Raw genomic sequence first — 20,323 nt, 5'->3', positions numbered from 1 at the left:
GTTGCGGGGGCTCCGCCCCCGAACCCCCGCGCCTCAAACGCCGGCGGGGCTGGATTGTGCACAGTGGACCCATGGAGCACAGAGGCCTCGACGCGTACGGGTACTTCGAGCGCGAAGGCTCGCTCGGGCAGGTGCAGGCCGAGTTCCGGGGGCTCGTCGCCGCCGTGCGGGAGCGGATCGGGGAGGCGTACGGGCGACGGCTGCACAGCGCCTACCTGTACGGGTCCGTGCCGCGCGGGACGGCCCGGCCCGGGCAGTCCGACCTCGACCTGCTGATCGCCCTGCACCACGCGCCCGGCGCGGAGGACCGCGACACCACCGAGGCGCTGGCGCGCGGTGTCGACGAGGAGTTCGCGGAGATCGACGGAGTCGGGATCCTGCTGTACGGCAAGGACCGGCTGCTGAGCGAGCAGGAACGTTACGACCTGGGCTGGTTCCTCGCCTGCCTGTGCACCCCGCTGCTCGGCGCGGACCTGGCCGAGCACCTGCCCCGCTACCGGCCGGACGGCCTGCTCGCCCGCGAGTCCAACGGCGACCTCGCCGAGCTGCTGCCCAGGGTGCGCGAGCGGATCCGGGCGGCGGCCACGCCCGAGGAGTACCGGAAGCTGTGCCGGGGCGTCTCGCGGCACCTCGTACGGACCGGGTTCACCCTCGTCATGCCGCGGTGGGGCGGCTGGACCAGCGACCTCACCGAGTCGGCGGAGGTGTTCGGGCAGTACTACCCCGAGCGCGCCGCCCAGATGCGCGCCGCGGCCGCCGCCGCGCTGGAGCCGGTCGCGGACCCCGCCGTGCTGCGCGCCTACGTCGAGGACCTCGGGCCGTGGCTCGCGGACGAGTACACGGCCCGGCACGGGACGAAGACGCCCCGCCCGGCCGGCTAGCCCGCCTGCGGCCCGCTCAGTCCGGAGCCCCGGGGATCAGCCCGTGCTCCGTCAGGTACTCCAGCTGGGCGCGTACGGACCACTCCGCGGCCGGCCACAGCGACCGGTCCACGTCCGCGTAGACGTGGGCGACGACCGCCTCGGGGGTGGTCAGGCCGTTCTCGACCGCCGTCTCGATCTGCGCGAGGCGGTGGGCCCGGTGGGCGAGGTAGAACTCCACCGCGCCCTGCGCGTCGTCCAGGACCGGCCCGTGCCCCGGGAGCACCGTGTGGACCCCGTCGTCGACCGTCAGCGAGCGCAGCCGGCGCAGGGAGTCCAGGTAGTCGCCGAGCCGCCCGTCGGGGTGTGCGACGACGGTGGTGCCGCGCCCCAGGATCGTGTCACCGGTCAGGACCGCCCGGTCGGCCGGCAGGTGGAAGCAGAGCGAGTCCGCGGTGTGGCCGGGAGTGGGCACCACGCGCAGCTCCAGGCCGCCCGTGCGGATGACATCCCCGGCGGCCAGGCCCTCGTCGCCCAGGCGCAGGGCGGGGTCCAGGGCGCGGACCTTCGTCCGTGTCAGCTCGGCGAAGCGGGCCGCGCCCTCCGCGTGGTCGGGGTGTCCGTGGGTGAGGAGGGTGAGCGCGACCCGCTTGCCCGCCTCCTCGGCGGCGGCGACGACCGCGCGCAGGTGTACGTCGTCCAGCGGGCCGGGGTCGATCACCACGGCCAGGTCGGAGCCCGGCTCGGAGACCAGCCAGGTGTTGGTGCCGTCGAGGGTCATCGGGGAGGCGTTCGGGGCCAGGACGTTCACCGCACGGGCGGTGGCGGGTCCGGAGACGACGATTCCGCGGGGCTGGCCGGGCAGGGCGGCGGCATCGGTCATGCGGGGGCTCCTCCGGGGTGTGCCGGGCCGGAGCTCGCGGGGCCGGGGCTCGTGGGGCCGGGGGCGAGGCGGACGCGCTTGGTGAACTCGTCGTGGCCCGGCCAGCTGAGCACCAGCTCCCCGTCCGTGAGCGTGGCCTTGGCGAGGACCGGGGTCAGGTCCTGGGCGCCGGACGCCGCGAGGGCCTCGGCGGGGCTCCCGTAGGGCTCCAGGGAGCGCAGGGTGGTGATCGTGGGCGGCATCATCAGCAGCTCGCCCTTGTCGTAGCCGGCGGCGGCGTCGGCGGGGCGGGTCCAGACCGTGCGGTCGGCCTCGGTGGAGGCGTTGCGGGTGCGCTGGCCTTCGGGGAGGGCCGCGACGAAGAACCAGGTGTCGTACCGGCGCGGCTCGAACTCCGGGGTGATCCAGCGGGCCCACGCGCCGAGCAGGTCGGAGCGCAGGACCAGGCCCCGGCGGTCGAGGAACTCGGCGAAGGACAGCTCCCGGGCGACCAGGGCCGCGCGGGCGGCCTCCCAGTCCTCCCCGGTGGTGTCACCGACGACGGTGTCCGCGGACTCTCCCGCGAGCAGGACCCCGGCCTCCTCGAAGGTCTCGCGGACGGCTGCGCAGACGATCGCCTGGGCGGTGGCGGGGTCGGTGCCCATCCGCTCCGCCCACTCGGCGCGGGTCGGGCCGGCCCAGCCGATGAGGTGGTCCTCGTCCCGGGGGTCCACGCCGCCGCCGGGATACGCGTAGGCGCCTCCGGCGAAGGCCATCTCGGCGCGGCGGCGCAGCATGTGCACGGCGGGGCCGTCGGGGGTGTCGCGCAGCAGCATCACCGTGGCTGCGCGCCTCGGTTCCACCGGGGTGAGGGCGCCGTCCGCGAGTGCGCGGATCCGGTCGGGCCACTCCGGCGGGTACCACTGACCTCCGGCGGAGGTCTCTTGCTGACCGTACTGACCATTCGGCATGGCGGGATGCTACGGGCATCCGGGCCGATGTTCGAGGGGCGACCTCGCGGACCCCGCTGCGCGGGGGCGCTGCCCGGCTGCGGTTGTGCCGCCGCGCGGGGCGAAGTTCCCGCTGTGGCCCTTGCCGCTGCGCGGGGGAAGTTCCCGCTGTGGCCCTTGCGCTGCGCGGGGCGAGTTCCCCTACCCGCCCTTCGCCCGTTCCCCGGGCGCTGCCCGGACCCGCGCCTCAAACGCCGGCGGGGCTGGGGGATGCCCCGGGCGCTGCCCGGACCCCGGTCCTCAAGCGCCGGACGGGCTGGAGAGGGTTACCGGGCTGCGCCCGGACCCCCCTGGGGCTCCGCCCCAGACCCCGGTCCTCGAACGCCGGACGGCTGAAGAGCAAACGCAGGAGGGGCCGGATCGTGCCCTACGGGCAGGGTCCGGCCCCTCCTGGGTGGACGTTCGGCCCCTCAGGGCCACGCCGAGGTCAGGCTCCCGGGACCAGTTCGACCTGGATCTCGATCTCGACCGGGGCGTCCAGCGGGAGGACCGCCACGCCGACCGCGCTGCGGGCGTGGACGCCCTTGTCGCCGAGGACGGCACCCAGCAGCTCGCTCGCGCCGTTCAACACGCCCGGCTGGGCCGTGAAGTCGGGGGCGGAGGCGATGAAGCCCACCACCTTCACGACGCGCGCGATCTTGTCGAGGTCGCCGACGACGGACTTCACCGCGGCCAGCGCGTTCAGCGCGCAGGTCGCGGCCAGTTCCTTGGCCTGCTCCGCCGAGACCTCGGCGCCGACCTTGCCGGTCACCGGCAGGTTGCCCTTGACCATCGGGAGCTGCCCCGCGGTGTACACGTAGGCACCCGACCGCACGGCCGGCTGGTACGTGGCCAGCGGCGGGACGACCTCGGGGAGGGTCAGGCCGAGTTCGGCCAGCTTCGCCTCGACGACTCCGCTCATGCCGCCTTCTCCCGCTTCAGGTAGGCCACGAGCTGCTCGGGGTTGTTCGGGCCGGGAACGACCTGGACGAGCTCCCAGCCGTCCTCGCCCCAGGTGTCCAGGATCTGCTTGGTGGCGTGGACCAGCAGCGGGACGGTCGCGTATTCGAACTTCTTGGTCATGGGAGCGAGCGTAGTGCCTGCCGTGCGGGGCCCCGGCACCACCGCCGCCGCCGGGGAGGAATTAGGCTCGGGCCCTGTGAGCAGGCTCCAGGTGGTCAGCGGCAAGGGCGGCACCGGCAAGACCACGGTCGCCGCGGCACTCGCGCTCGCCCTCGCACGCGAGGGCAGGCGGACACTTCTCGTGGAGGTCGAGGGCAGGCAGGGCCTCGCCCAGGTCTTCGGGGCGGAGGCACTCCCCTACGAGGACCGGAAGATCGCCGTCGCCTCGGGCGGCGGGGAGGTCTACGCGCTCGCCATCGACGCGGAGCGGGCGCTCCTCGACTACCTCCAGATGTTCTACAAGCTCGGCTCGGCCGGCCGCGCCCTCAAGAAGCTCGGCGCCATCGACTTCGCGACGACCATCGCGCCGGGGCTGCGGGACGTGCTCCTGACGGGCAAGGCGTGCGAGGCGGTCCGGCGCAAGGACAAGGCCGGCCGGTTCGTCTACGACCACGTGATCATGGACGCTCCGCCGACCGGGCGGATCACCCGCTTCCTGAACGTCAACGACGAGGTGGCGGGCCTGGCCCGGTTCGGGCCGATCCACAACCAGGCGCAGGCCGTGATGAAGGTGCTCAAGTCCCCCGAGACGGCCGTGCACCTGGTCACCCTGCTGGAGGAGATGCCCGTGCAGGAGACCGCCGACGGGATCGCCGAACTCCAGCAGGCGGGCCTGCCGGTGGGGCGGGTCGTCGTCAACATGGTCCGGCCGCACCACCTCGACGAGGCGGCCCTGCGCGCCGCCGCAGGCGAGCGGCGCTCCGACGTCTCCAGGGCGCTGTCCCGGGCCGGCCTCGGCAGCGCCCGGCGCGGCGGGGTGGCCGAACGGCTGGTGGACCCGCTGCTCGCGCAGGCCACCGAGCACGCGAGCCGGGTGGAGCTGGAGCGCGCCCAGCGGGCGGTACTGGCGGGGCTGGACGTGCCGACGTACGAACTCCCCATGCTCGGCGCGGGGATGGACCTGGCCGGGCTCTACGGGCTCGCCGCGGAGCTGCGCAAGCAAGTGGGCGGGGAATGAACGGGGCCGGGACGATGGAAGCGATGACGGAGGCGAAGATGGACGCTCCCCCGCGGCTGGACGTCGACCGGCTGCTCGACGATCCGCAGACCCGGATCATCGTGTGCTGCGGGGCCGGCGGGGTCGGCAAGACCACGACCGCCGCGGCGCTCGGGGTACGGGCGGCCGAGCGCGGGCGCAAGGTGGTCGTCCTGACCATCGACCCGGCGCGCAGGCTGGCCCAGTCGATGGGGATCGACTCGCTCGACAACACCCCGCGCCGGGTGACGGGCGTGTCCGGGAACGGGAACGACGGCGCACTGCACGCCATGATGCTCGACATGAAGCGGACCTTCGACGAGATCGTCGAGGGCCACTCCGACCCCGAGCGGGCCGAGGCCATCCTCGCCAACCCCTTCTACCAGTCCCTGTCGGCCGGCTTCGCGGGCACGCAGGAGTACATGGCGATGGAGAAGCTGGGACAGCTGCGGGCCCGGGACGACTGGGACCTGATCGTGGTGGACACCCCGCCGAGCCGCTCCGCGCTGGACTTCCTGGACGCGCCGGGGCGCCTGGGGTCCTTCCTGGACGGGAAGTTCATCCGGGTGCTGATGGCTCCGGCGAAAGTGGGCGGCCGGGCGGGGATGAAGTTCCTCAATGTCGGCATGTCGATGATGACGGGCACGCTGAGCAAGCTGATGGGTGCCTCGCTGCTGAAGGACGTACAGACCTTCGTGGCCGCCATGGACACGATGTTCGGTGGTTTCCGCACCCGCGCGGACGCGACCTTCCAGCTCCTCCAGGCTCCCGGCACGGCCTTCCTCGTGGTTTCCGCGCCCGAGCCGGACGCGCTGCGCGAGGCCGCGTACTTCGTGGAGCGGCTGGCCGCGGAGCGGATGCCGCTGGCCGGGCTCGTACTGAACCGGGTGCACGGCAGCGGCGCCGAACAGCTGTCGGCGGAGCGGGCGTTGGCCGCCGCGGAGAATCTTGAAGAAGGCCGCATTGTGGATCAGGAGTCCGGGAAAGCTGGACTTCGTGACTCCACGGCCTCCGAATCCGACCCCGACCCCGACTCCGACCCCGATACCCGCACGGAGCGAGAGACCGGCGCCGACGCCGACGTGGATGTGATCACGGCAGGACTGCTCCGCCTGCACGCTGAGCGCATGCAGGTCATCGCGCGCGAACAGCGCACGCGTGACCGCTTCACCTCGCTGCACCCCGAGGTGGCGGTGGCCGAAGTGGCCGCCCTGCCCGGCGACGTACACGACCTCGCCGGGCTGCGGGCCATCGGAGAGCGACTCGCGGCCGGGGTTCCGGCCGGAGCGTAGGCGTTCCTACGACGTGGTGCCCAGGTGGTCTACCCGGCTGCCAGGTACGTCTCGTACGGAACGTCGATCTCCTCATCGGCATCCATGGTGAGGATGCCCGTACTGCGCTCGTACTCCGTGCGTGCGGTTTCGAGCAGTCGCCTCCACGAGGTGACGGTGGGACGCCGGCGCAACAGCGCACGTCGTTCCCGCTCGGTCATTCCGCCCCACACTCCGAACTCGACACGATTGTCGAGCGCGTCGGCCAGGCACTCGGTCCGCACCGGACATCCGGTGCACACCGCCTTGGCCCTGTTCTGTGCCGCTCCTTGAACGAACAGTTCATCCGGATCGGTAGTGCGGCAGGCTGCCTGCGCACTCCAGTCGGTAACCCAGCCCATCCCGGCGCCGTCCTCTCCCGAATCGAGGCTCCCCCACGGCGGTAGCGGCATATTCACCGCTGCCAGTTGAGGACGTTACGGAAGGTGGGCACAGTGCAACACCCCCGACGGGCCCAATCTTGAATGGTCCGAACGGACTATGGGTAAGCGGCAGATCACCCGACGGAGTGATCCTGCGACATGCCCGACCATTCCGGCGATTTGGGTGAAATCGACGGGGCATGCTGATCACAGGGGGCGAGATTCGGACATGCGTCCACCCCATTCGGGAAGGGTGAAAAACAAGCCGAGGGGTTGATGTCCCACCGCACTGCTGTGACAGTTGAGGACAGCTTAGGCCAAGGCATTCGCGCGTGTCCGGCGAATGAGAACGTAGGCTGCCCTCTATGGGAAAGAAGCGCTCGGGCGGCGGGCTCACGGGGCCACAGCAGGCCGCCAAGTTCCTCGGTGTGTCCGTTCTCTCCGGAGTTGTGCTGGCGGGGATCGCGATCCCCGGCGCCGGCGCCCTGGGGCTCGCGGCCAAGGGCACGGTCGAGGGGTTCGATGAGATCCCGGCCAATCTCAAGACACCACCGTTGAGCCAGCGCACCACGATTCTGGACGCGGAGGGTGGCTTGATCGCCACGGTCTATTCGCGTGACCGGCAGGTGGTCCCGATCACGGCCATCTCCCCGTACATGCAGAAGGCCATCGTCGCGATCGAGGACTCGCGTTTCTACGAGCACGGCGCGATCGACCTCAAGGGCATCCTGCGTGCGGTCAACCGCAATGCCCAGGAGGGCGGCGCCGCGCAGGGCGCGTCGACGCTGACCCAGCAGTACGTGAAGAACGTCTTCGTCGAAGAGGCCGGCGACGACGAGACGAAGGTGCGCGAGGCCCAGGAGAAGAGCCTCGGACGCAAGATCCGCGAGCTGAAGTACTCGATCCAGGTCGAGGAGGAGCTCGGTAAGCACAAGATCCTCGAGAACTACCTCAACATCACGTACTTCGGCCAGCAGGCGTACGGGATCGAATCCGCCGCCCACCGCTACTTCAGCAAGGCCGCCAAGGACCTGACCCTGGAAGAGTCGGCGCTGCTGGCGGGCGTGGTCCAGTCGCCGAGCCGGTACGACCCGCTGAACGACTCGCAGGAGGCGATGAAGCGCCGCAACATCGTCCTCCAGCGCATGGCGGACGTGAAGGACATCTCCCAGGCCGAGGCGGACGCGGCGAAGGCGAAGCCGGTCCAGCTGAAGGTGACCAAGCCGAAGAACGGCTGCATCACCGCCGTCAAGGGCGCGGGCTTCTTCTGCGACTTCGTGCGCAACACCTTCCTCGACGACACCGCCTTCGGAAAGACCCGCGAGGAGCGGGCGAAGGTCTGGAACCAGGGCGGCCTCACGGTCCGCACCACCCTGGACCCGCAGTCGCAGGACTCCGTCAACGAGTCCATCAAGGACCACGTGGACCAGGACGACAAGGTCGCCACGGCCGTCACCCTCGTCCAGCCCGGCACCGGGCGGGTCCTCGCCATGGGGCAGTCGAAGCCGTACGGCTTCGGCAAGAACGAGACCCAGATCAACTTCTCGGTGGACAAGAAGATGGGCGGCTCGAACTTCGGCTTCCCGACCGGCTCCACCTTCAAGGCCTTCGTCGCGGCCGCGGCCCTCGAGGGCGGACTGCCGCCGACGAAGATGTACCAGTCCCCGTACGACATGGACTACCCGAGCCCGGTGCAGACCTGCGGCGACAAGCCCTGGGTCAACACGGGCAGCCCCAAGGCCCGGGTGGAGAACGAGACCGAGTCCGAGGTCGGCCCGTACGGCATGAGGGAGGCGATGGCCAAGTCGGTCAACACCTACTTCGTGGAGATGATCTCCGAGGTGGGCCTGTGCCCCGTGACCGAGATGACCACCAAGCTCGGTGTGATCCCGGCCAACGGCGCCAAGCTCCCCGAGGTCCCCGCCATCGCGCTCGGCAGTGAGGGCATGTCCCCGCTGACCATGGCCAACGCCTACGCCACCTTCGCCAACCGCGGCGTGTACTGCACCCCGGTCACCATCGAGTCGATCACCGACTCGCACGGCAAGGCGCTGACGGTCCCGAAGTCGAAGTGCGGCCGCGCGATGACCGAGAAGACCGCCGACACCATCAACACGCTGCTGCTCGGCGTGGTCGACTCCGGTACGGGTCAGCAGTCGGGCCTGAAGGACCGGGAGAGCGCCGGCAAGACGGGTACCACCGACAGCCGTTACAACGCCTGGTTCGTCGGCTACACCCCGAACATGTCCGGCGCGACCTGGGTCGGCTCCGGCGGCGCCAAGCAGGTGTCGATGGAGAACATCACCATCGGCGGCCAGTACTACGACAAGGTCTTCGGTGGTGGCCTGCCCGGCCCGATCTGGAAGCAGGCCGTCTCCGGCGCGCTCTCCGGCCGCGAGGCCCCGCCCTTCGTCACGGTGCACATCGCCGACACCCCGAGCCCGACCCCCGGCGGCAAGCCCAACAAGCCGGGTAAGCCCGGCAAGCCGGGCCGCGGGGACGGCAAGCCCGGTGACGGGCGGCCCGGCGGGCAGACGACCGGCGGAACCAACGGCGGAACCGACGGCGGCACGGGCGGGACCGACCCGCTCGGCGGGATCACGCTCCCGCCGGGCATCATCGGCGGCCGCGACTAGGCCCCGCAGGGAAAGCGAGGGAGGGCCCCCACCAGATCCGCATCCGGATCGGTGGGGGCCCTCCCTGTTTCCCTTTTCCCTTACGGGGATCCCTTACTAGGACAGGTGCTTCTTGACGGCGGCGGCGACGCGCCCGCCCTCAGCCAGACCCGCGACCTTCGGGTTCACGATCTTCATCACGGCGCCCATGGCCCGCGGCCCCTCGGCGCCCGCCGCCTTGGCCTCCTCGACGGCCTGCGCCACGATCGCGTCGAGCTCGGCCTCGCCGAGCTGCTTGGGGAGGTAGGTGTCGAGGAACTCGCCCTCGGCGGTCTCCCGCGCGGCCTGCTCGGGACGGCCACCCTGCGCGAAGGCGTCCGCGGCCTCGCGGCGCTTCTTCGCCTCCTTGGCGATCACCTTGAGGACTTCCTCGTCGGAGAGCACCCGGGCTTCCTTGCCCGCGACTTCCTGGTTGGTGATGGCGGAGAGGGTCAGGCGCAGCGTGGACGAGGCGAGCTCGTTGCGCGCGCGGATGGCGGTGGTGAGGTCTTCCTGGAGCTTGGCCTTGAGCGTGGTCATGTCCCGAGTCTGCCAGGTACGGGGGCCCGGGCGCCCTCCGGTTTCCCGGCGGGGTTGCCGGGTCTGCGAACATATGGGCATGCGTGCGCGTTACGGAGTACCTCTGAAGGTCACCGCCGGGATCGCCGCGGCGGGGGCCGCCGGTCTGGCCTATGCCGCCGGTTTCGAAGCCCGGTCCTTCCGGCTGCGCCGGGTCACGGTCCCCGTGCTCCCGCAGGGGATGCGCCCGTTGCGCGTCCTGCAGGTCTCGGACATCCACATGGTCGGCGGACAGCGCAAGAAGCGCGCCTGGCTGCAGTCGCTCGCCGGACTGCGCCCCGACTTCGTGGTGAACACGGGCGACAACCTCTCCGACACGGAGGGCGTGCCGGAAGTCCTCGACGCGCTCGGCCCGCTGATGGACTTCCCCGGCGTGTACGTCTTCGGGTCGAACGACTACTACGGCCCCCGGCTGCGCAATCCCGGCCGCTACCTGCTGGAGAAGACGCAGGGCAGGCACGGCCTCAACGGCAACGCGCCGGTCGTCGGTGCCGTCCACAACCCGTGGGAGGGAATGCGGGACGCCTTCGACGCTGCCGGCTGGATCAACCTCACCAACACCCGGGGCCGGCTCAAGCTCGACGGGCTGGAGCTCGCCTTCACCGGCCTGGACGACCCGCACATCAAGCGCGACCGGTACGCGAAGGTCGCGGGCGGCCCGGAGGCCGACGCGGACTTCTCGATGGCCGTGGTGCACGCCCCGTACCTGCGCGTCCTCGAAGCCTTCACCGCCGACCGGTACCCGCTGATCCTGGCCGGCCACACGCACGGCGGGCAGCTGTGCATCCCCTTCTACGGGGCGCTCGTCACCAACTGCGACCTGGACACCAAGCGGGTGAAGGGCCTCTCGACGCACGAGACGCAGGGGCAGCGCGCGTACCTCCACGTATCGGCGGGCTGCGGGACCAACCGCTTCACCCCGGTGCGCTTCGCGTGCCCGCCCGAGGCGACACTGCTGACACTGACCCCGAAGGCGTAACGCGGTCCGGCCCGGTCCTCCGGGTACGTTGACAGGATGATCACACCCGCACCCGGCGCGCTCCGCCTCCCGACCGTCGCCTTCCGCGGGCTGATCGCGGCCGCGGCCGTCACCGGCCTGGTCATCGAGTGCGTGTACGGCAGCGTGCCCGTGGTCCTGAGCTTCTTCACGATCTGGACGAACATCCTGGTCGCGGTCGTCTACGGACTCTCCGCCCTCTGCGTCCACCGGCGCGAGCAGGACGTCGCCCCCTTCTGGCGGGGCGGGGTCCTCCTCTTCATCCTGATCACCGGGCTGGTCTTCCACCTGCTCCTCGCCAACCCGTCGAGCCCCTTCAACGTGGTCGAGGACCTGGACAAGCTGACCGGCGCGAAGTCCGTCGCCAACCAGCTCCTCCACACGGTCACCCCCATCGGCGCCGTCCTGGACTTCCTCTTCCTGACGGCCCCCCGCACCCTGCGCCCGCGCTACGCCGCGCAGTGGCTGGCGTACCCCCTGGTCTACGTGGTCTTCGCGCTGATCCGCGGCGCCCTCCTCTCCCCCGGCGTCCCGAGCCGGTACACGTACCCCTTCATCGACGCCGCCCAGTACGGCTACGCGCGGGTCGCGCTGAACGCGGTGGTCCTGGGCCTCGCCTTCTACGCCCTCGGCCTCGCCCTGGTCATGGCGGACCGCTACCGCCCGCCGCGCGAAAACCGGATTTCGTCTCCGGCCGAGGGTCCGCTAAAGTAATCGATGTCGCCAGGGCAGCAAGCGCTGCAACGGTGGACATCGGGGTGTAGCGCAGCTTGGCAGCGCGCTTCGTTCGGGACGAAGAGGTCGTGGGTTCAAATCCCGCCACCCCGACTTCGTAAGACCAGGTCAGAAGACCACCTACCGATTTCGGTAGGTGGTCTTCTGCGTTTGGGTGACTAACTGAGTGACTATGGGTTCGGAGCGGCCCTGAAGATCTCGTCCATGGCCGTCGCCCCGGTCTGGATCACGGGCCGGATCTGCTTCCTGTAGGCCGCCTCGGTGACGGCCGTCCCGGAGTGGCCGACCAGCCGGGAAATCTCTTCGAGCGGGACCCCGCTGTCCGACAGCAGGGACACGAAGCTGTGCCGCAGCTCCCTCGGGGTCCACTCCTTCGCGTCGACTCCTTCGGCTCCCGTGATGGCCTGCCGGAACGCACGCCGGACGTTCGTGGAGTCCAGCTCCGTCCCCGTCGCGGAGGAGAAGACGAGACCCTTCTCCGTCCACTGATCACTGGCGGCAAGCCGGTCCCACCCCTGCTCCTCGAACTGCTGCCACAGGGCATCCACGCACCTGGCCGGCAGAGCGATCATCCGGCGGGACTTCCGCGTCTTGGTGTCCCCAGCGGACCGGACCGACCGCCACACCGCGACGTGCGGCGGTACGGGCGGCAACGCGTCCGGGTCCCCCTTCAACGCGGTCACGACGGGAGCCTTCGGCCATGGGCCCGAGGATCAGCCCGGGGATCACACTCGCATCCGCATCCGCGCCACACACCACGCGCCCAGACGGCAGGTTCACCCTGGCGTGGGGCGTCTTCGCCAGTGCCCGAGTCGTCCTTGGGGACAATGACTCGGCGCGCAGCGAGCGATGCCGGTCTACACAGATGACTGCGCGCCGAAATGGGCGCTTCGGGTGCCTTTCTCACCTGACTGCACCAGCGTCGCACTCAAACACGCCTACAGAGCACATGAACGAACCTACCGTGATCGTGTGAACGCATCCGATTACGGCCCTTTCGACTCTGCCGGCAGTGAGCGGTACGACGCGCCGGCAGCCGGAGCCCAGTCCAAGCCGGATCAAGCGTGGCTTGCTTTGGGGGAAAAGCTACTGGCCTCAGTCCCTCCCCCTCGTTCCTACTTCGCTGCAGGTGGTGTCGCACTCTTCGCTTCGGCGGTGTTAATCATCTGCCTGGCGATCATCAAGCCGCCGCGCCAACCTCTAGCCGAGGGATTTTATGGCGTTGCCTTCGTGGTCCTCATGTACGGAGTGGCAGCGCTCGTGTGGGCGCTTGAAAGGCGACGTAGATACGTGATGCTTCTCCACGGGCTGGCCCTGGATGTGCAAGACCGTCTGCACGAGGATGGAAAAGCGCACAGCGCCGGAAGCGACTCGCTGCGGAGGAGTCTTCTGCAGTACCGAGCCGCGCTCATGGGGGCTGGGGCCGTGCAGGAGGCGTCTGATCTCTGCCCGGGCTCATGTCCAGACTCAGACGGCCGATCCCGGCGAGCGTCATGACCACACCGCAGGGGCCGACATCGCTCCACCCCTACCCGCAGACCAAAGCCCAATGGTTGCTGGGGACACTTGCCCCTCACGTGGCCGCAATCACCGTTGCCTTCTGCGGCTACCTCGGCCTCGTTGCACAGAGCTCCGAGGAACCAGACTGCCTTGCAGAGCTGAAAGCAGCAGTTGCCATCGTCGACCAGCATCCCGAGTTGATCAGCCGGCTGTCGGTAGATCCGGACGTCGAGCGGGAATGCAAGATCAAGGAATCGCTGCGGCACGTGAACTCGAAGGAGCTTCCGCCACCCAAGTCGTAGAACAACACGCGCGCCAACGGTCGCAGCTCGCGAAGCGTCTGTGACACCCCTGATTGACCACACTGCCGCGGCCACCGTCGTCGGGGTCATCGATGATTGAGGGAGCAGCGCTGGCGCCCCCGGGTGACCGTCCACATCTGGCGTTGAACGTGTCCCAGGTATCCGACTGCCTGGTTTAGCGTGTGCCCTGCGGAAATGGACTGACCAGATCGAGCTGTAACCGTCCGGGCGGTCCGGGTCATAGACAACTGCAACATCCCGAGTGTTGCAGCCTGTCGGCGAAACTGACCCTCTTAGGCCGCAGACACCGAAGGCGGCCCCTCGTGAACTGCTACCGGCGGCGCGGCAAGAGCGTCGAGATCACTGGGCTGAACGAGCACAGCGCAGGGATGCACGGGAATCTGAGCGGCGAGCTGTCAGCGGGTCACTGACCTGCCGGCTGTCCTGCCGGCTGCCGCGTCCACGGGTCCGGGCCCGGGTCGGCGCCTTCGGCGCGGAGCGCGAGGCGGTCGACGTAGTGCTGCCAGCTCTCCGCGTGCGCCTCGCACGCCTCCGGCGAGGGCAGGCCGCTGTGGATCAGGTGGAGCACGGTGCCGGCGCCCTGGGCGGTGGGTTCGAGGGTGATCTCCACCGTGGTGGAGCCGGCCGCGACGGGCGTGCCGCCGCCCTCCTCCCAGCCCCAGGTGAAGACGAGCCGCCCGGGCGGGTCGACGTCGAGGAAGCGGCCCGAGGCCACGTCCTCGCCGGTGACCCGGGTGCGGTACGAGCCACCGGGCTCGAAGGAGAACGTACCCTCGGCGCCCATCCAGGACAGCCAGTTCTCCCGGTCGGTGAGGAAGGCGAAGAGGGCTTCGGGGCGGGCCGCGATGCGGCGCTCCAGGGTGACGGTGTCCATCGGCGTCGCGGGGCTCGCGGGGGTCGCGGGAGGCGTCATGCGGGACATTCTTCCGCGGCGAAGCGGCGGCGGCTCGGTGGGCTGCGGTCGCAGAGACGGGCACCGGCACAGACGCGAGGCCCGCTGCTCGGCAGCGGGCCTCGGGGGGTGCTTCAGCAGGGTCAGCTGGTGATCTCGATCTTTCCGTTGGGGGAGGGCGTCTCCGGTGTGGCGGGGTCCTTCGGGGCTCCCGCGGTGAAGCCCTTCAGGAGCTCGGCCAGGTCCACGCCGGTGGTGGAGCTCAGGAGCTCCATGCCCTGGGCGACGTTGTCGGTGACCGTACGGGAGAGCTTGCTCGCGCCGTCGGTGGAGATGACGGTCATCTTGTCGATGGCCGAGAGGGGCTCCGCGGCCTTGGCCACGACCTGCGGAAGCGCCTCGACCATCATCTGGATCATGGCCGCGTCGCCGTACGCCTCGAAGGCCTCCGCCTTCTTCTGCATGGCCTCGGCCTCGGCCGAACCCTTGGCCAGGATGGCCGCGGCCTCCGCGTCGCCTTCCAGGCGCACGGCCTCGGCGATGGCGGCACGGCGGGCGCGCTCGGCCTCACCGCGCTTGGCGCCCTCGATGGCCTCGGCCTCGGCCAGGGCGGAGCGGCGCTGCTTCTCGCCCTCACCCGTGAGGCGGGCGCGCTCGGCCTCGCCCTGGGCGGCGGCGATCGCCGCGAGGCGCTCGGCCTCGGCCTGCTTGACGCGGGCCACGCGCTTGGCCTCCGCCTCCTGCTCGGCCTCGTAGCGGCGGGCGTCGGCGGGCTTGCGGACCTGGGTGTCGAGCTGACGGTCGGTCAGGGCTGCCTGCCGCTCGGCGACCTTCTCCTGCTCGGCGAGGATCTGCTGCTGACGGTCGGCCTCGGCCAGCGGACCGGCGGCGTTGGCCTGGGCGGCCGCCGCGTCGGTCTCGGCCTTGATCTCCGCCTGGCGCAGGTACAGGGTGCGCTCGGCGACCGCGATCTCCTCCTCCGCCTTCAGGCGCGCCTGCTCGGCGGCACGGCGGGAGTTGGCCTCGGCGATGTCGGCTTCCTGCTTGGCACGGGCGGCCTCGGGGCGGCCGAGGTCTTCGAGGTAGGAGCCCTCCGTGGTGATGTCCTGGATCTGGAAGGCGTCCAGGACCAGGCCCTGCCCGGACAGGCTGGCCTCCGCCTCCTCGGCGACCTGCCCCGCGAAGGCGGCACGGTCACGGATGATGTCCTCCACCGACATGCGGCCGACGATGGCGCGCAGGGCGCCCGAGAGGACTTCCTGGGTGAAGCCGACGATGCCGTCCTGCTGCTGCAGGAAACGCTGGGCGGCGGCCCGGATGGCGTCCTCGTTGCCGCCGACCTTGACGATCGCGACGCCTTCGAGGTTGGCCTTGATCCCGCGCAGGGTGACCGCGCCGCGCACGGCGACGGGGATGTGGCGGCTGGAGAGGTCCAGGGTGTAGCGCTGCTGCACGAAGGGGACGACGAAGACTCCGCCGCCGACCACGACCTTCTGGCCGCTGTTGTCGGTGGAGATCCGTCCGGTCTCCGGGTCGGTGGAGCTCTTGCCGCGCCGGCCGGTGATCAGGAACGCCTCACTGGGCCCGGCGACCTTGTAGCGCGTGACGACGACCAGGGCGAGTAGGACGAGGAGTACGAAGACTCCCACGACCGCTATGACGACTGGACTCATGTCGGATCTCCCCTGCCTCCCCCGTGGGGGCAGATCGGTGATGGATGGGGTGTGGTGGTGGGTATGGGGTGGTGGGTGGGTGATCAGGTCGGGTGCGGGTCGGTTCCTCAGCGCTCGACGGCGCGGACGCTGACGGAGGTCGACGACGGCGTCGCCGTCACCCACACCTCCGCGCCGCGGGCCAGCGGGCCCTCGGCGGTGGCCGCGTACTTCACGGGCTGGCCCGCCAGGCGCAGGAGGACTTCGCCGTAGCCGGAGGCCGGGATCGCGGTGACCACGGTCCCGGTCGAGCCGATGAGGGAGTCCTGGTGCGGGGCGGCCCCGCTGCGGTCGCGCATCAGGGCGCGGCTCAGGCGGTACGTCGCCCAGCCCGCGCCGGCTCCCGCGAGGGCGCCCGCGACGGTCGCCGGGCCCGGCCCGAGCCCCGTGGTCCCGAGCACGATCGCCCCGGTGAAGCCGAGCATCGACACGAAGCCCGCGAGCACCGGAAGGGACAGCCAGCCGTCGAACAGTCCGCTGAGCGCACCGTCGAAGACGCCTTCAAGGATGCCGTCGAGGAGCAGGGAGACGGCCAGCAGCGCGATCCCCGCAATGCCGAGACCAAGAAAGAACCCCATGAACGCGCCTCCCCGCCCGGGTGGCTTTTCCGCCGGACAGCAGCATCGTTTCACCCCGGGAGCACTCTGCGCATTGCCTGGTGTCGGCAATCTTTACGCCCCTTTAACGCACGAGGGGGGAGTGGCTCACGCGTCGCCGGCCGGCCAGCCCAGCAAGCGGGCGCCGATCACCGCCGTCTGGAGCGTGTACCGGTTCAGCGGGTCCGCCGGGTCGGCCCGGGTGAGGGTGTGGATGCGGTCCAGCCGGTACGTCAGCGCGCGCACGCTGAGCGAGAGGCGCCGGGCCGCCTCGGTGGACACGCAGCCGCTGTCGAAGTACGCGGTGAGCGTGTCGAGGAGCGGCTGGGCGCCGCCGCGGGACGTGCGCAGGGGGCCGAGGGTGCTCTCGACCAGATCGGCCATGGCCTGCCGGTCCCGGGTCAGCACCGGGAAGACGAGCAGGTCGACGGCGTGGAGCACCGGTCCGTCCAGCTCCATCCGCCGGGCCAGGTCGAGTGCGTTCAGGGCCTCCTCGTAGGAGTGGACGACCCCGCCCGCGCCCGGGTGCGAGCGGCCGATCCCGACCCGGCCGCCGTCGGTGGCCGCGTGCGCCCGCTTCGCGAAGTACTCCAGGACCTCCGGCTGGTCCCCCGGTGCCACGCAGATCAGCCGGCCGTCCTTCGTGGTCAGCAGGACCTGCCGGCCCGGGAAGCGGGCGAGGACCGCCGACTCGATGCCGCGTGCCATGGGGTAGCCGTCGCCGTACGTCTCGGGGCCGGTGGCCACGGCGACGCCGTGCGACTGCGAGAGGCGCAGTCCGAAGCGCCCGGCACGCTCGGCCAGCCGGCCCAGGTCGCTGCCGCCGTAGAGGAGGTCGTCGATGAACTCCCGGCGTGCCGCCTCCTCCTGGCGGACGGCCTGGTGCTGGGCGCGTTCGTAGCCCTCGACGAAGGCGTCCACCACCTGCTCGACGGCCGCCAGGAGCGGACCGGCCGCGGGGAGGGGCCGTACGAGCTGCGCCGCGGCCAGGTGATCGCGGATCAGCGCGCGGAGCGGCAGCCCGGCCTCCGCCGCCCGCTCGCCCTCCGCACGACGGGACTCCAGCTCCGCGCGGGTCAGGCGGCGGCCCGTGGCGCAGGCGTCGACGAGCAGGTCGGCGTACCCCGAGAGGTGACTCGCCGGTGCCTGTGGTCCAGCCACGGTGTTTCCCCGATCCCCGCTGTGCACTGTCCTGCTGTGCTCTGTCCCGACGCGACTTGTCCTGCTTACGCGTGCGTGACGCGTCCTTGGTCCGGGGACAAGGGTGACACGGAGGCATCCGGGCGGTCGCGGATCACGCGGTCGCCGGTCACACGGTCGTGAGGGCCGCCGCGCCGAAGGAGACGTCGAAGCGGTCGCACCAGATGGTGATGCTGCCGTAGTCGGAGAGGTTCACGTCGGCCGGGATCGCGTAGTTCTGGTCGCCCTTGTTGCCCTTGAGCTTGCCCAGGCTGACGTACTTGCCGTCGTCGAAGACCCGCCAGCCCGCCGTGCCCTCCTTCACCGGGGCGTCCGTCAGCCAGACCCGCAGGTCGGGGCCGTTGCTGGTGTCGAGGTTCTCCAGGCGCAGGGTGTGGGAGCCGTCCGGGAGCCGGATGAGCTTCGCGGTGCCGGTGGTGGTGTGCTCGTGGCTGATCAGCGCGCCCTGGGCGAGGGTCCGCGGGGTGACGGGCGAGCGGGTGGGTGCGGGGGCGGCGGCTGTGGCGGTGGGGGCCGCCGCCGGGAGGGACTCGTTGACCGTGGCGTCCTGCCAGAGCTTCCACGGCTGGAACCAGTACAGGCCGAGGCCCAGCAGGAGGGCCGCCGGGAGGGCGAGGAAGGCCAGGAGCCGGCGTCCGCCCCGCCTCCTCGGCGAGGTCCGCGGCTCGTCGGGGATCGGGTTCTGCGGCTGGTTCGGCGTCGGGTTCTGCGTCACTCGTCGGGCCTTCCTCGCGTACGTCCGGCCGACCGGCCGTCATGGGCATTCAACGCGCGGGCGCGGGCCGGGACCAGACCCGGCCGGATGACGAAAGGCTTACGTCATCCGGCCGGGGGGCCGTGCCCGTCAGGTCGGGCACGGCGGGATCGGCCCGTCGGGCCGTGCCCCTCAGGTCGGGCGCGGCGGGACGGGCCCGGAAGGTCCGGTCAGAGGGTGCGGAGCTTCGTGGTGAAGACCTGGTTCGCGATCTTCTCGCCGAGGGCGAGGCCGTCCGTGGCGTCCCACGGGTAGTGGACGCCGAGCCAGATGCGGCTGTCGGCGTCCTCCTTGCCGGCCGCGCTGAAGCTGGTGAAGTGGCGGGTCTTGACCGGGGCTTGCGGTTCGTCGGTGGTGAGGTCGAAGGAGATGTTGTCGCTGCCGAAGTAGCGCTTCATGACCCCCGCCCAGGCGCCGCCGAAGGAGGCGTGGCCGGAGACGTACGCGGGGAAGCAGGGGCTGACGTTGACGCCCGTCGGGCTCTTCAGCAGCGGCTTCCACTGGGGGTCGAGGCCGCCCTCGCGGACCGCCGAGACGGGCCGCCACAGGTCGATGGGCGTGGCGAACTTGGCGTCGCGGACCGCGATCCCGGTGTCGGCCATGGCCAGGGAGACGAGGGCGAAGAGGCGGGCGTTCGCGTAGACCCCGAGGCCGCGGGCCTTGGCGACCTCGCGGGTGGCCTGGAGCATGTGGCCCGGCGGCTTGTAGGTGCCGTTGTTGTCGTTGGCCCAGAACCAGGCCGCGGCGAGCTGGTCCGCGGTCCGGTTGATCACCGGGGTGGCCGCCGTGGGCTTGTCGGCGCCGGCCCTGCGGACCGCCTCGACCTGCTGCTTGTACGCGTCGCTCGCCACCAGAGCCTCGTACGAGCCGTACTGGGTCAGGGTGGTGGGGCGGAACTGCGAGCCGGAGGCCAGCGAGAACGGCTTGACCTGGCCGTAGAACGGGCTGATCGCGTCGCTGTCCTCGTCGCAGGTGGCGTCGGGCATGTCCGGGTAGCTCGTCGGCCGCCAGGCGCCCGGCTTGTTGTCCCCCACGTAGACCTGGGGGTTGTCGGAGCCGTCGCCGGTGCGGGCGTCGGTCATCTGCTTGACCATCGTGCCGACCACGGAGAGGTCGAGGAAGTCGCCGGCGGTGGGCTCGGTGCCGAAGCGCTCGCGGAAGCGGGAGTCGAGGTACTGCGTCTGGTCCGCGTAGCGGCTCTGCTTGTTGCCGTAGAGGCCGAGGAGGATGTTGTAGGCCGTCCGGCCGATGACGCGCTCCTCCTCGTCGGGGCCCTCGGCCCAGCCCACGTAGTTCTCCGCCTTGATGTACGGCTCCGAGGTGATCTTGCCCTTCCACTTCAGCTGGTACGAGGACTCCGCGTCGTAGATCGCGGCGTTCATCATCGCGGCCGAGCGGGCCATCGGGACGGGCCCGCCGCCGACCCGGCGGAAGACGTTCTGCAGCACGTCGTTCCAGTAGTGCACCGGGTCGGCTATCGACTGCGCCGGCAGCGCCGCCTGGGCGGGCTGCGGGGCGGCGGCGAGAACGGTTCCGGTCGCGGCCAGGACGACGGCGGTCGCCAGGGCGCGGTGCCACAGAGCGCTCCGTCGGGTGGCGCTGCGCAGGGTGCGGCGAGGGGTGCGGACGTTCTCGGGCATGGCTCGACTCCCCTTGATCACATACGTGTTGATCACCACGGGAGGTGGCGGCGCGATCCTGGCCCGGGGCGGGCCCGGGCGCTTGTAGAAAATGGAACGCCCGCGCGGAATGGCCGGTCCCGCCCGGCTGGACGGCGTGAACCCGCCAGGGCCTGTCGTCACATTCCCGTCGTCGCCCG

At 70.9% G+C, this 20,323-nt stretch carries 19 protein-coding genes, 1 tRNA gene and 1 pseudogene; 8 read left to right on the top strand and 13 right to left on the bottom strand.

Annotated features, from left to right (window positions below; all coding sequences use genetic code 11):
• Positions 1-71: 71 nt before the first annotated feature.
• Positions 72-881, top strand: a complete 810-nt coding sequence (locus tag ACFWBW_RS01165) for a nucleotidyltransferase domain-containing protein (protein WP_385367400.1) — start codon at positions 72-74, stop codon at positions 879-881.
• Between the two features lie 16 nt (positions 882-897).
• Here ACFWBW_RS01165 and ACFWBW_RS01160 read toward each other — a convergent pair whose 3' ends face one another.
• From ACFWBW_RS01160 to ACFWBW_RS01145, 4 genes are all read right to left on the bottom strand, one after another.
• Positions 898-1,743 carry an MBL fold metallo-hydrolase gene (locus ACFWBW_RS01160; protein ID WP_385367398.1) on the bottom strand — a complete coding sequence of 282 codons (846 nt, stop codon included), beginning with the start codon at positions 1,741-1,743 and terminating at the stop codon, positions 898-900.
• The gene (locus tag ACFWBW_RS01155; protein WP_385367396.1) at positions 1,740-2,693 is read right to left on the bottom strand and encodes an NUDIX hydrolase; all 954 of its coding nucleotides are present in this window, start codon (positions 2,691-2,693) and stop codon (positions 1,740-1,742) included. The genes ACFWBW_RS01160 and ACFWBW_RS01155 overlap by 4 nt, the downstream gene beginning before the upstream one ends.
• A gap of 466 nt (positions 2,694-3,159) precedes the next feature.
• Positions 3,160-3,633: a RidA family protein gene (locus ACFWBW_RS01150; RefSeq protein WP_243330527.1), complete on the bottom strand. Its 474-nt coding sequence runs from the start codon at positions 3,631-3,633 to the stop codon at positions 3,160-3,162.
• Positions 3,630-3,794, bottom strand: coding sequence for a DUF4177 domain-containing protein (locus tag ACFWBW_RS01145; protein ID WP_112447450.1), 165 nt, complete (start codon positions 3,792-3,794; stop codon positions 3,630-3,632). The genes ACFWBW_RS01150 and ACFWBW_RS01145 overlap by 4 nt, the downstream gene beginning before the upstream one ends.
• Before the next feature lie 76 nt (positions 3,795-3,870).
• Between ACFWBW_RS01145 and ACFWBW_RS01140 the strand changes: the two genes are divergently transcribed.
• Both ACFWBW_RS01140 and ACFWBW_RS01135 read left to right on the top strand, forming a co-directional pair.
• On the top strand, positions 3,871-4,851 hold the full coding sequence (locus ACFWBW_RS01140) for an ArsA-related P-loop ATPase (protein ID WP_385367393.1): 981 nt from the start codon (positions 3,871-3,873) through the stop codon (positions 4,849-4,851).
• A 14-nt stretch (positions 4,852-4,865) separates the two neighbouring features.
• Positions 4,866-6,161, top strand: coding sequence for an ArsA family ATPase (locus ACFWBW_RS01135; RefSeq protein ID WP_385367391.1), 1,296 nt, complete (start codon positions 4,866-4,868; stop codon positions 6,159-6,161).
• 29 nt (positions 6,162-6,190) lie between these two features.
• On the opposite strand, the gene ACFWBW_RS01130 is transcribed toward ACFWBW_RS01135, so the two are convergent.
• Positions 6,191-6,541 carry a WhiB family transcriptional regulator gene (locus tag ACFWBW_RS01130; protein WP_385367389.1) on the bottom strand — a complete coding sequence of 117 codons (351 nt, stop codon included), beginning with the start codon at positions 6,539-6,541 and terminating at the stop codon, positions 6,191-6,193.
• 386 nt (positions 6,542-6,927) lie between these two features.
• Here ACFWBW_RS01130 and ACFWBW_RS01125 point away from each other — a divergent pair, with 386 nt between their 5' ends.
• Positions 6,928-9,198, top strand: a complete 2,271-nt coding sequence (locus ACFWBW_RS01125; RefSeq protein ID WP_385367387.1) for a transglycosylase domain-containing protein — start codon at positions 6,928-6,930, stop codon at positions 9,196-9,198.
• 96 nt (positions 9,199-9,294) lie between these two features.
• Here ACFWBW_RS01125 and ACFWBW_RS01120 read toward each other — a convergent pair whose 3' ends face one another.
• Positions 9,295-9,756 (bottom strand): GatB/YqeY domain-containing protein, encoded by a 462-nt coding sequence (locus ACFWBW_RS01120; RefSeq protein WP_243330535.1) that lies wholly within the window; start codon positions 9,754-9,756, stop codon positions 9,295-9,297.
• A 79-nt stretch (positions 9,757-9,835) separates the two neighbouring features.
• On the opposite strand from ACFWBW_RS01120, the gene ACFWBW_RS01115 reads away from it, so the two are divergent.
• From ACFWBW_RS01115 to ACFWBW_RS01105, 3 genes are all read left to right on the top strand, one after another.
• Positions 9,836-10,774, top strand: coding sequence for a metallophosphoesterase (locus tag ACFWBW_RS01115; protein ID WP_385367385.1), 939 nt, complete (start codon positions 9,836-9,838; stop codon positions 10,772-10,774).
• 36 nt (positions 10,775-10,810) lie between these two features.
• Positions 10,811-11,506, top strand: coding sequence for a Pr6Pr family membrane protein (locus ACFWBW_RS01110; protein WP_385367383.1), 696 nt, complete (start codon positions 10,811-10,813; stop codon positions 11,504-11,506).
• Between the two features lie 40 nt (positions 11,507-11,546).
• Positions 11,547-11,620, top strand: a tRNA-Pro gene (locus ACFWBW_RS01105).
• Between the two features lie 77 nt (positions 11,621-11,697).
• On the opposite strand, the pseudogene xerC reads toward ACFWBW_RS01105, so the two are convergent.
• Positions 11,698-12,201, bottom strand: a pseudogene (gene xerC, locus ACFWBW_RS01100) (tyrosine recombinase XerC); the annotation flags it as partial.
• A gap of 903 nt (positions 12,202-13,104) precedes the next feature.
• Between xerC and ACFWBW_RS01095 the strand changes: the two are divergent.
• On the top strand, positions 13,105-13,329 hold the full coding sequence (locus tag ACFWBW_RS01095) for a hypothetical protein (protein ID WP_385367381.1): 225 nt from the start codon (positions 13,105-13,107) through the stop codon (positions 13,327-13,329).
• A 424-nt stretch (positions 13,330-13,753) separates the two neighbouring features.
• On the opposite strand, the gene ACFWBW_RS01090 is transcribed toward ACFWBW_RS01095, so the two are convergent.
• The 6 genes from ACFWBW_RS01090 to ACFWBW_RS01065 form a co-directional block, all read right to left on the bottom strand.
• Positions 13,754-14,263 carry an SRPBCC domain-containing protein gene (locus ACFWBW_RS01090; RefSeq protein WP_385367379.1) on the bottom strand — a complete coding sequence of 170 codons (510 nt, stop codon included), beginning with the start codon at positions 14,261-14,263 and terminating at the stop codon, positions 13,754-13,756.
• A gap of 122 nt (positions 14,264-14,385) precedes the next feature.
• Positions 14,386-15,915, bottom strand: coding sequence for a flotillin family protein (locus ACFWBW_RS01085; RefSeq protein ID WP_385367378.1), 1,530 nt, complete (start codon positions 15,913-15,915; stop codon positions 14,386-14,388).
• Between the two features lie 107 nt (positions 15,916-16,022).
• Positions 16,023-16,532 carry a hypothetical protein gene (locus tag ACFWBW_RS01080; protein ID WP_385367376.1) on the bottom strand — a complete coding sequence of 170 codons (510 nt, stop codon included), beginning with the start codon at positions 16,530-16,532 and terminating at the stop codon, positions 16,023-16,025.
• A gap of 126 nt (positions 16,533-16,658) precedes the next feature.
• Complete coding sequence (locus ACFWBW_RS01075; RefSeq protein ID WP_385367374.1) at positions 16,659-17,711, bottom strand: PucR family transcriptional regulator; 1,053 nt, start codon at positions 17,709-17,711, stop codon at positions 16,659-16,661.
• Between the two features lie 148 nt (positions 17,712-17,859).
• Entirely contained in the window at positions 17,860-18,375 is a 516-nt protein-coding gene (locus tag ACFWBW_RS01070) for a DM13 domain-containing protein (RefSeq protein WP_385367460.1), read from the bottom strand.
• Positions 18,376-18,674: 299 nt separating this feature from the next.
• Complete coding sequence (locus tag ACFWBW_RS01065) at positions 18,675-20,144, bottom strand: vanadium-dependent haloperoxidase (RefSeq protein WP_385367372.1); 1,470 nt, start codon at positions 20,142-20,144, stop codon at positions 18,675-18,677.
• Positions 20,145-20,323 lie beyond the last annotated feature (179 nt).

This window comes from Streptomyces sp. NPDC059957, from assembly GCF_042730015.1.
GTDB lineage: Bacteria > Actinomycetota > Actinomycetes > Streptomycetales > Streptomycetaceae > Streptomyces.
This window is presented reverse-complemented; position numbering and strand designations above follow the sequence as displayed.

Bases quoted from the DNA above. Each gene is read 5' to 3' on its own strand.
- ACFWBW_RS01090 (WP_385367379.1), bottom strand. From the start codon at position 14,263: ATGACGCCTCCCGCGACCCCCGCGAGCCCCGCGACGCCGATGGACACC.
- ACFWBW_RS01145 (WP_112447450.1), bottom strand. From the start codon at position 3,794: ATGACCAAGAAGTTCGAATACGCGACCGTCCCGCTGCTGGTCCACGCC.
- ACFWBW_RS01065 (WP_385367372.1), bottom strand. From the start codon at position 20,144: ATGCCCGAGAACGTCCGCACCCCTCGCCGCACCCTGCGCAGCGCCACC.
- ACFWBW_RS01110 (WP_385367383.1), top strand. From the start codon at position 10,811: ATGATCACACCCGCACCCGGCGCGCTCCGCCTCCCGACCGTCGCCTTC.
- ACFWBW_RS01120 (WP_243330535.1), bottom strand. From the start codon at position 9,756: ATGACCACGCTCAAGGCCAAGCTCCAGGAAGACCTCACCACCGCCATC.
- ACFWBW_RS01135 (WP_385367391.1), top strand. From the start codon at position 4,866: ATGGAAGCGATGACGGAGGCGAAGATGGACGCTCCCCCGCGGCTGGAC.
- ACFWBW_RS01080 (WP_385367376.1), bottom strand. From the start codon at position 16,532: ATGGGGTTCTTTCTTGGTCTCGGCATTGCGGGGATCGCGCTGCTGGCC.
- ACFWBW_RS01085 (WP_385367378.1), bottom strand. From the start codon at position 15,915: ATGAGTCCAGTCGTCATAGCGGTCGTGGGAGTCTTCGTACTCCTCGTC.
- ACFWBW_RS01115 (WP_385367385.1), top strand. From the start codon at position 9,836: ATGCGTGCGCGTTACGGAGTACCTCTGAAGGTCACCGCCGGGATCGCC.
- ACFWBW_RS01160 (WP_385367398.1), bottom strand. From the start codon at position 1,743: ATGACCGATGCCGCCGCCCTGCCCGGCCAGCCCCGCGGAATCGTCGTC.
- ACFWBW_RS01165 (WP_385367400.1), top strand. From the start codon at position 72: ATGGAGCACAGAGGCCTCGACGCGTACGGGTACTTCGAGCGCGAAGGC.
- ACFWBW_RS01150 (WP_243330527.1), bottom strand. From the start codon at position 3,633: ATGAGCGGAGTCGTCGAGGCGAAGCTGGCCGAACTCGGCCTGACCCTC.
- ACFWBW_RS01155 (WP_385367396.1), bottom strand. From the start codon at position 2,693: ATGCCGAATGGTCAGTACGGTCAGCAAGAGACCTCCGCCGGAGGTCAG.
- ACFWBW_RS01125 (WP_385367387.1), top strand. From the start codon at position 6,928: ATGGGAAAGAAGCGCTCGGGCGGCGGGCTCACGGGGCCACAGCAGGCC.
- ACFWBW_RS01130 (WP_385367389.1), bottom strand. From the start codon at position 6,541: ATGGGCTGGGTTACCGACTGGAGTGCGCAGGCAGCCTGCCGCACTACC.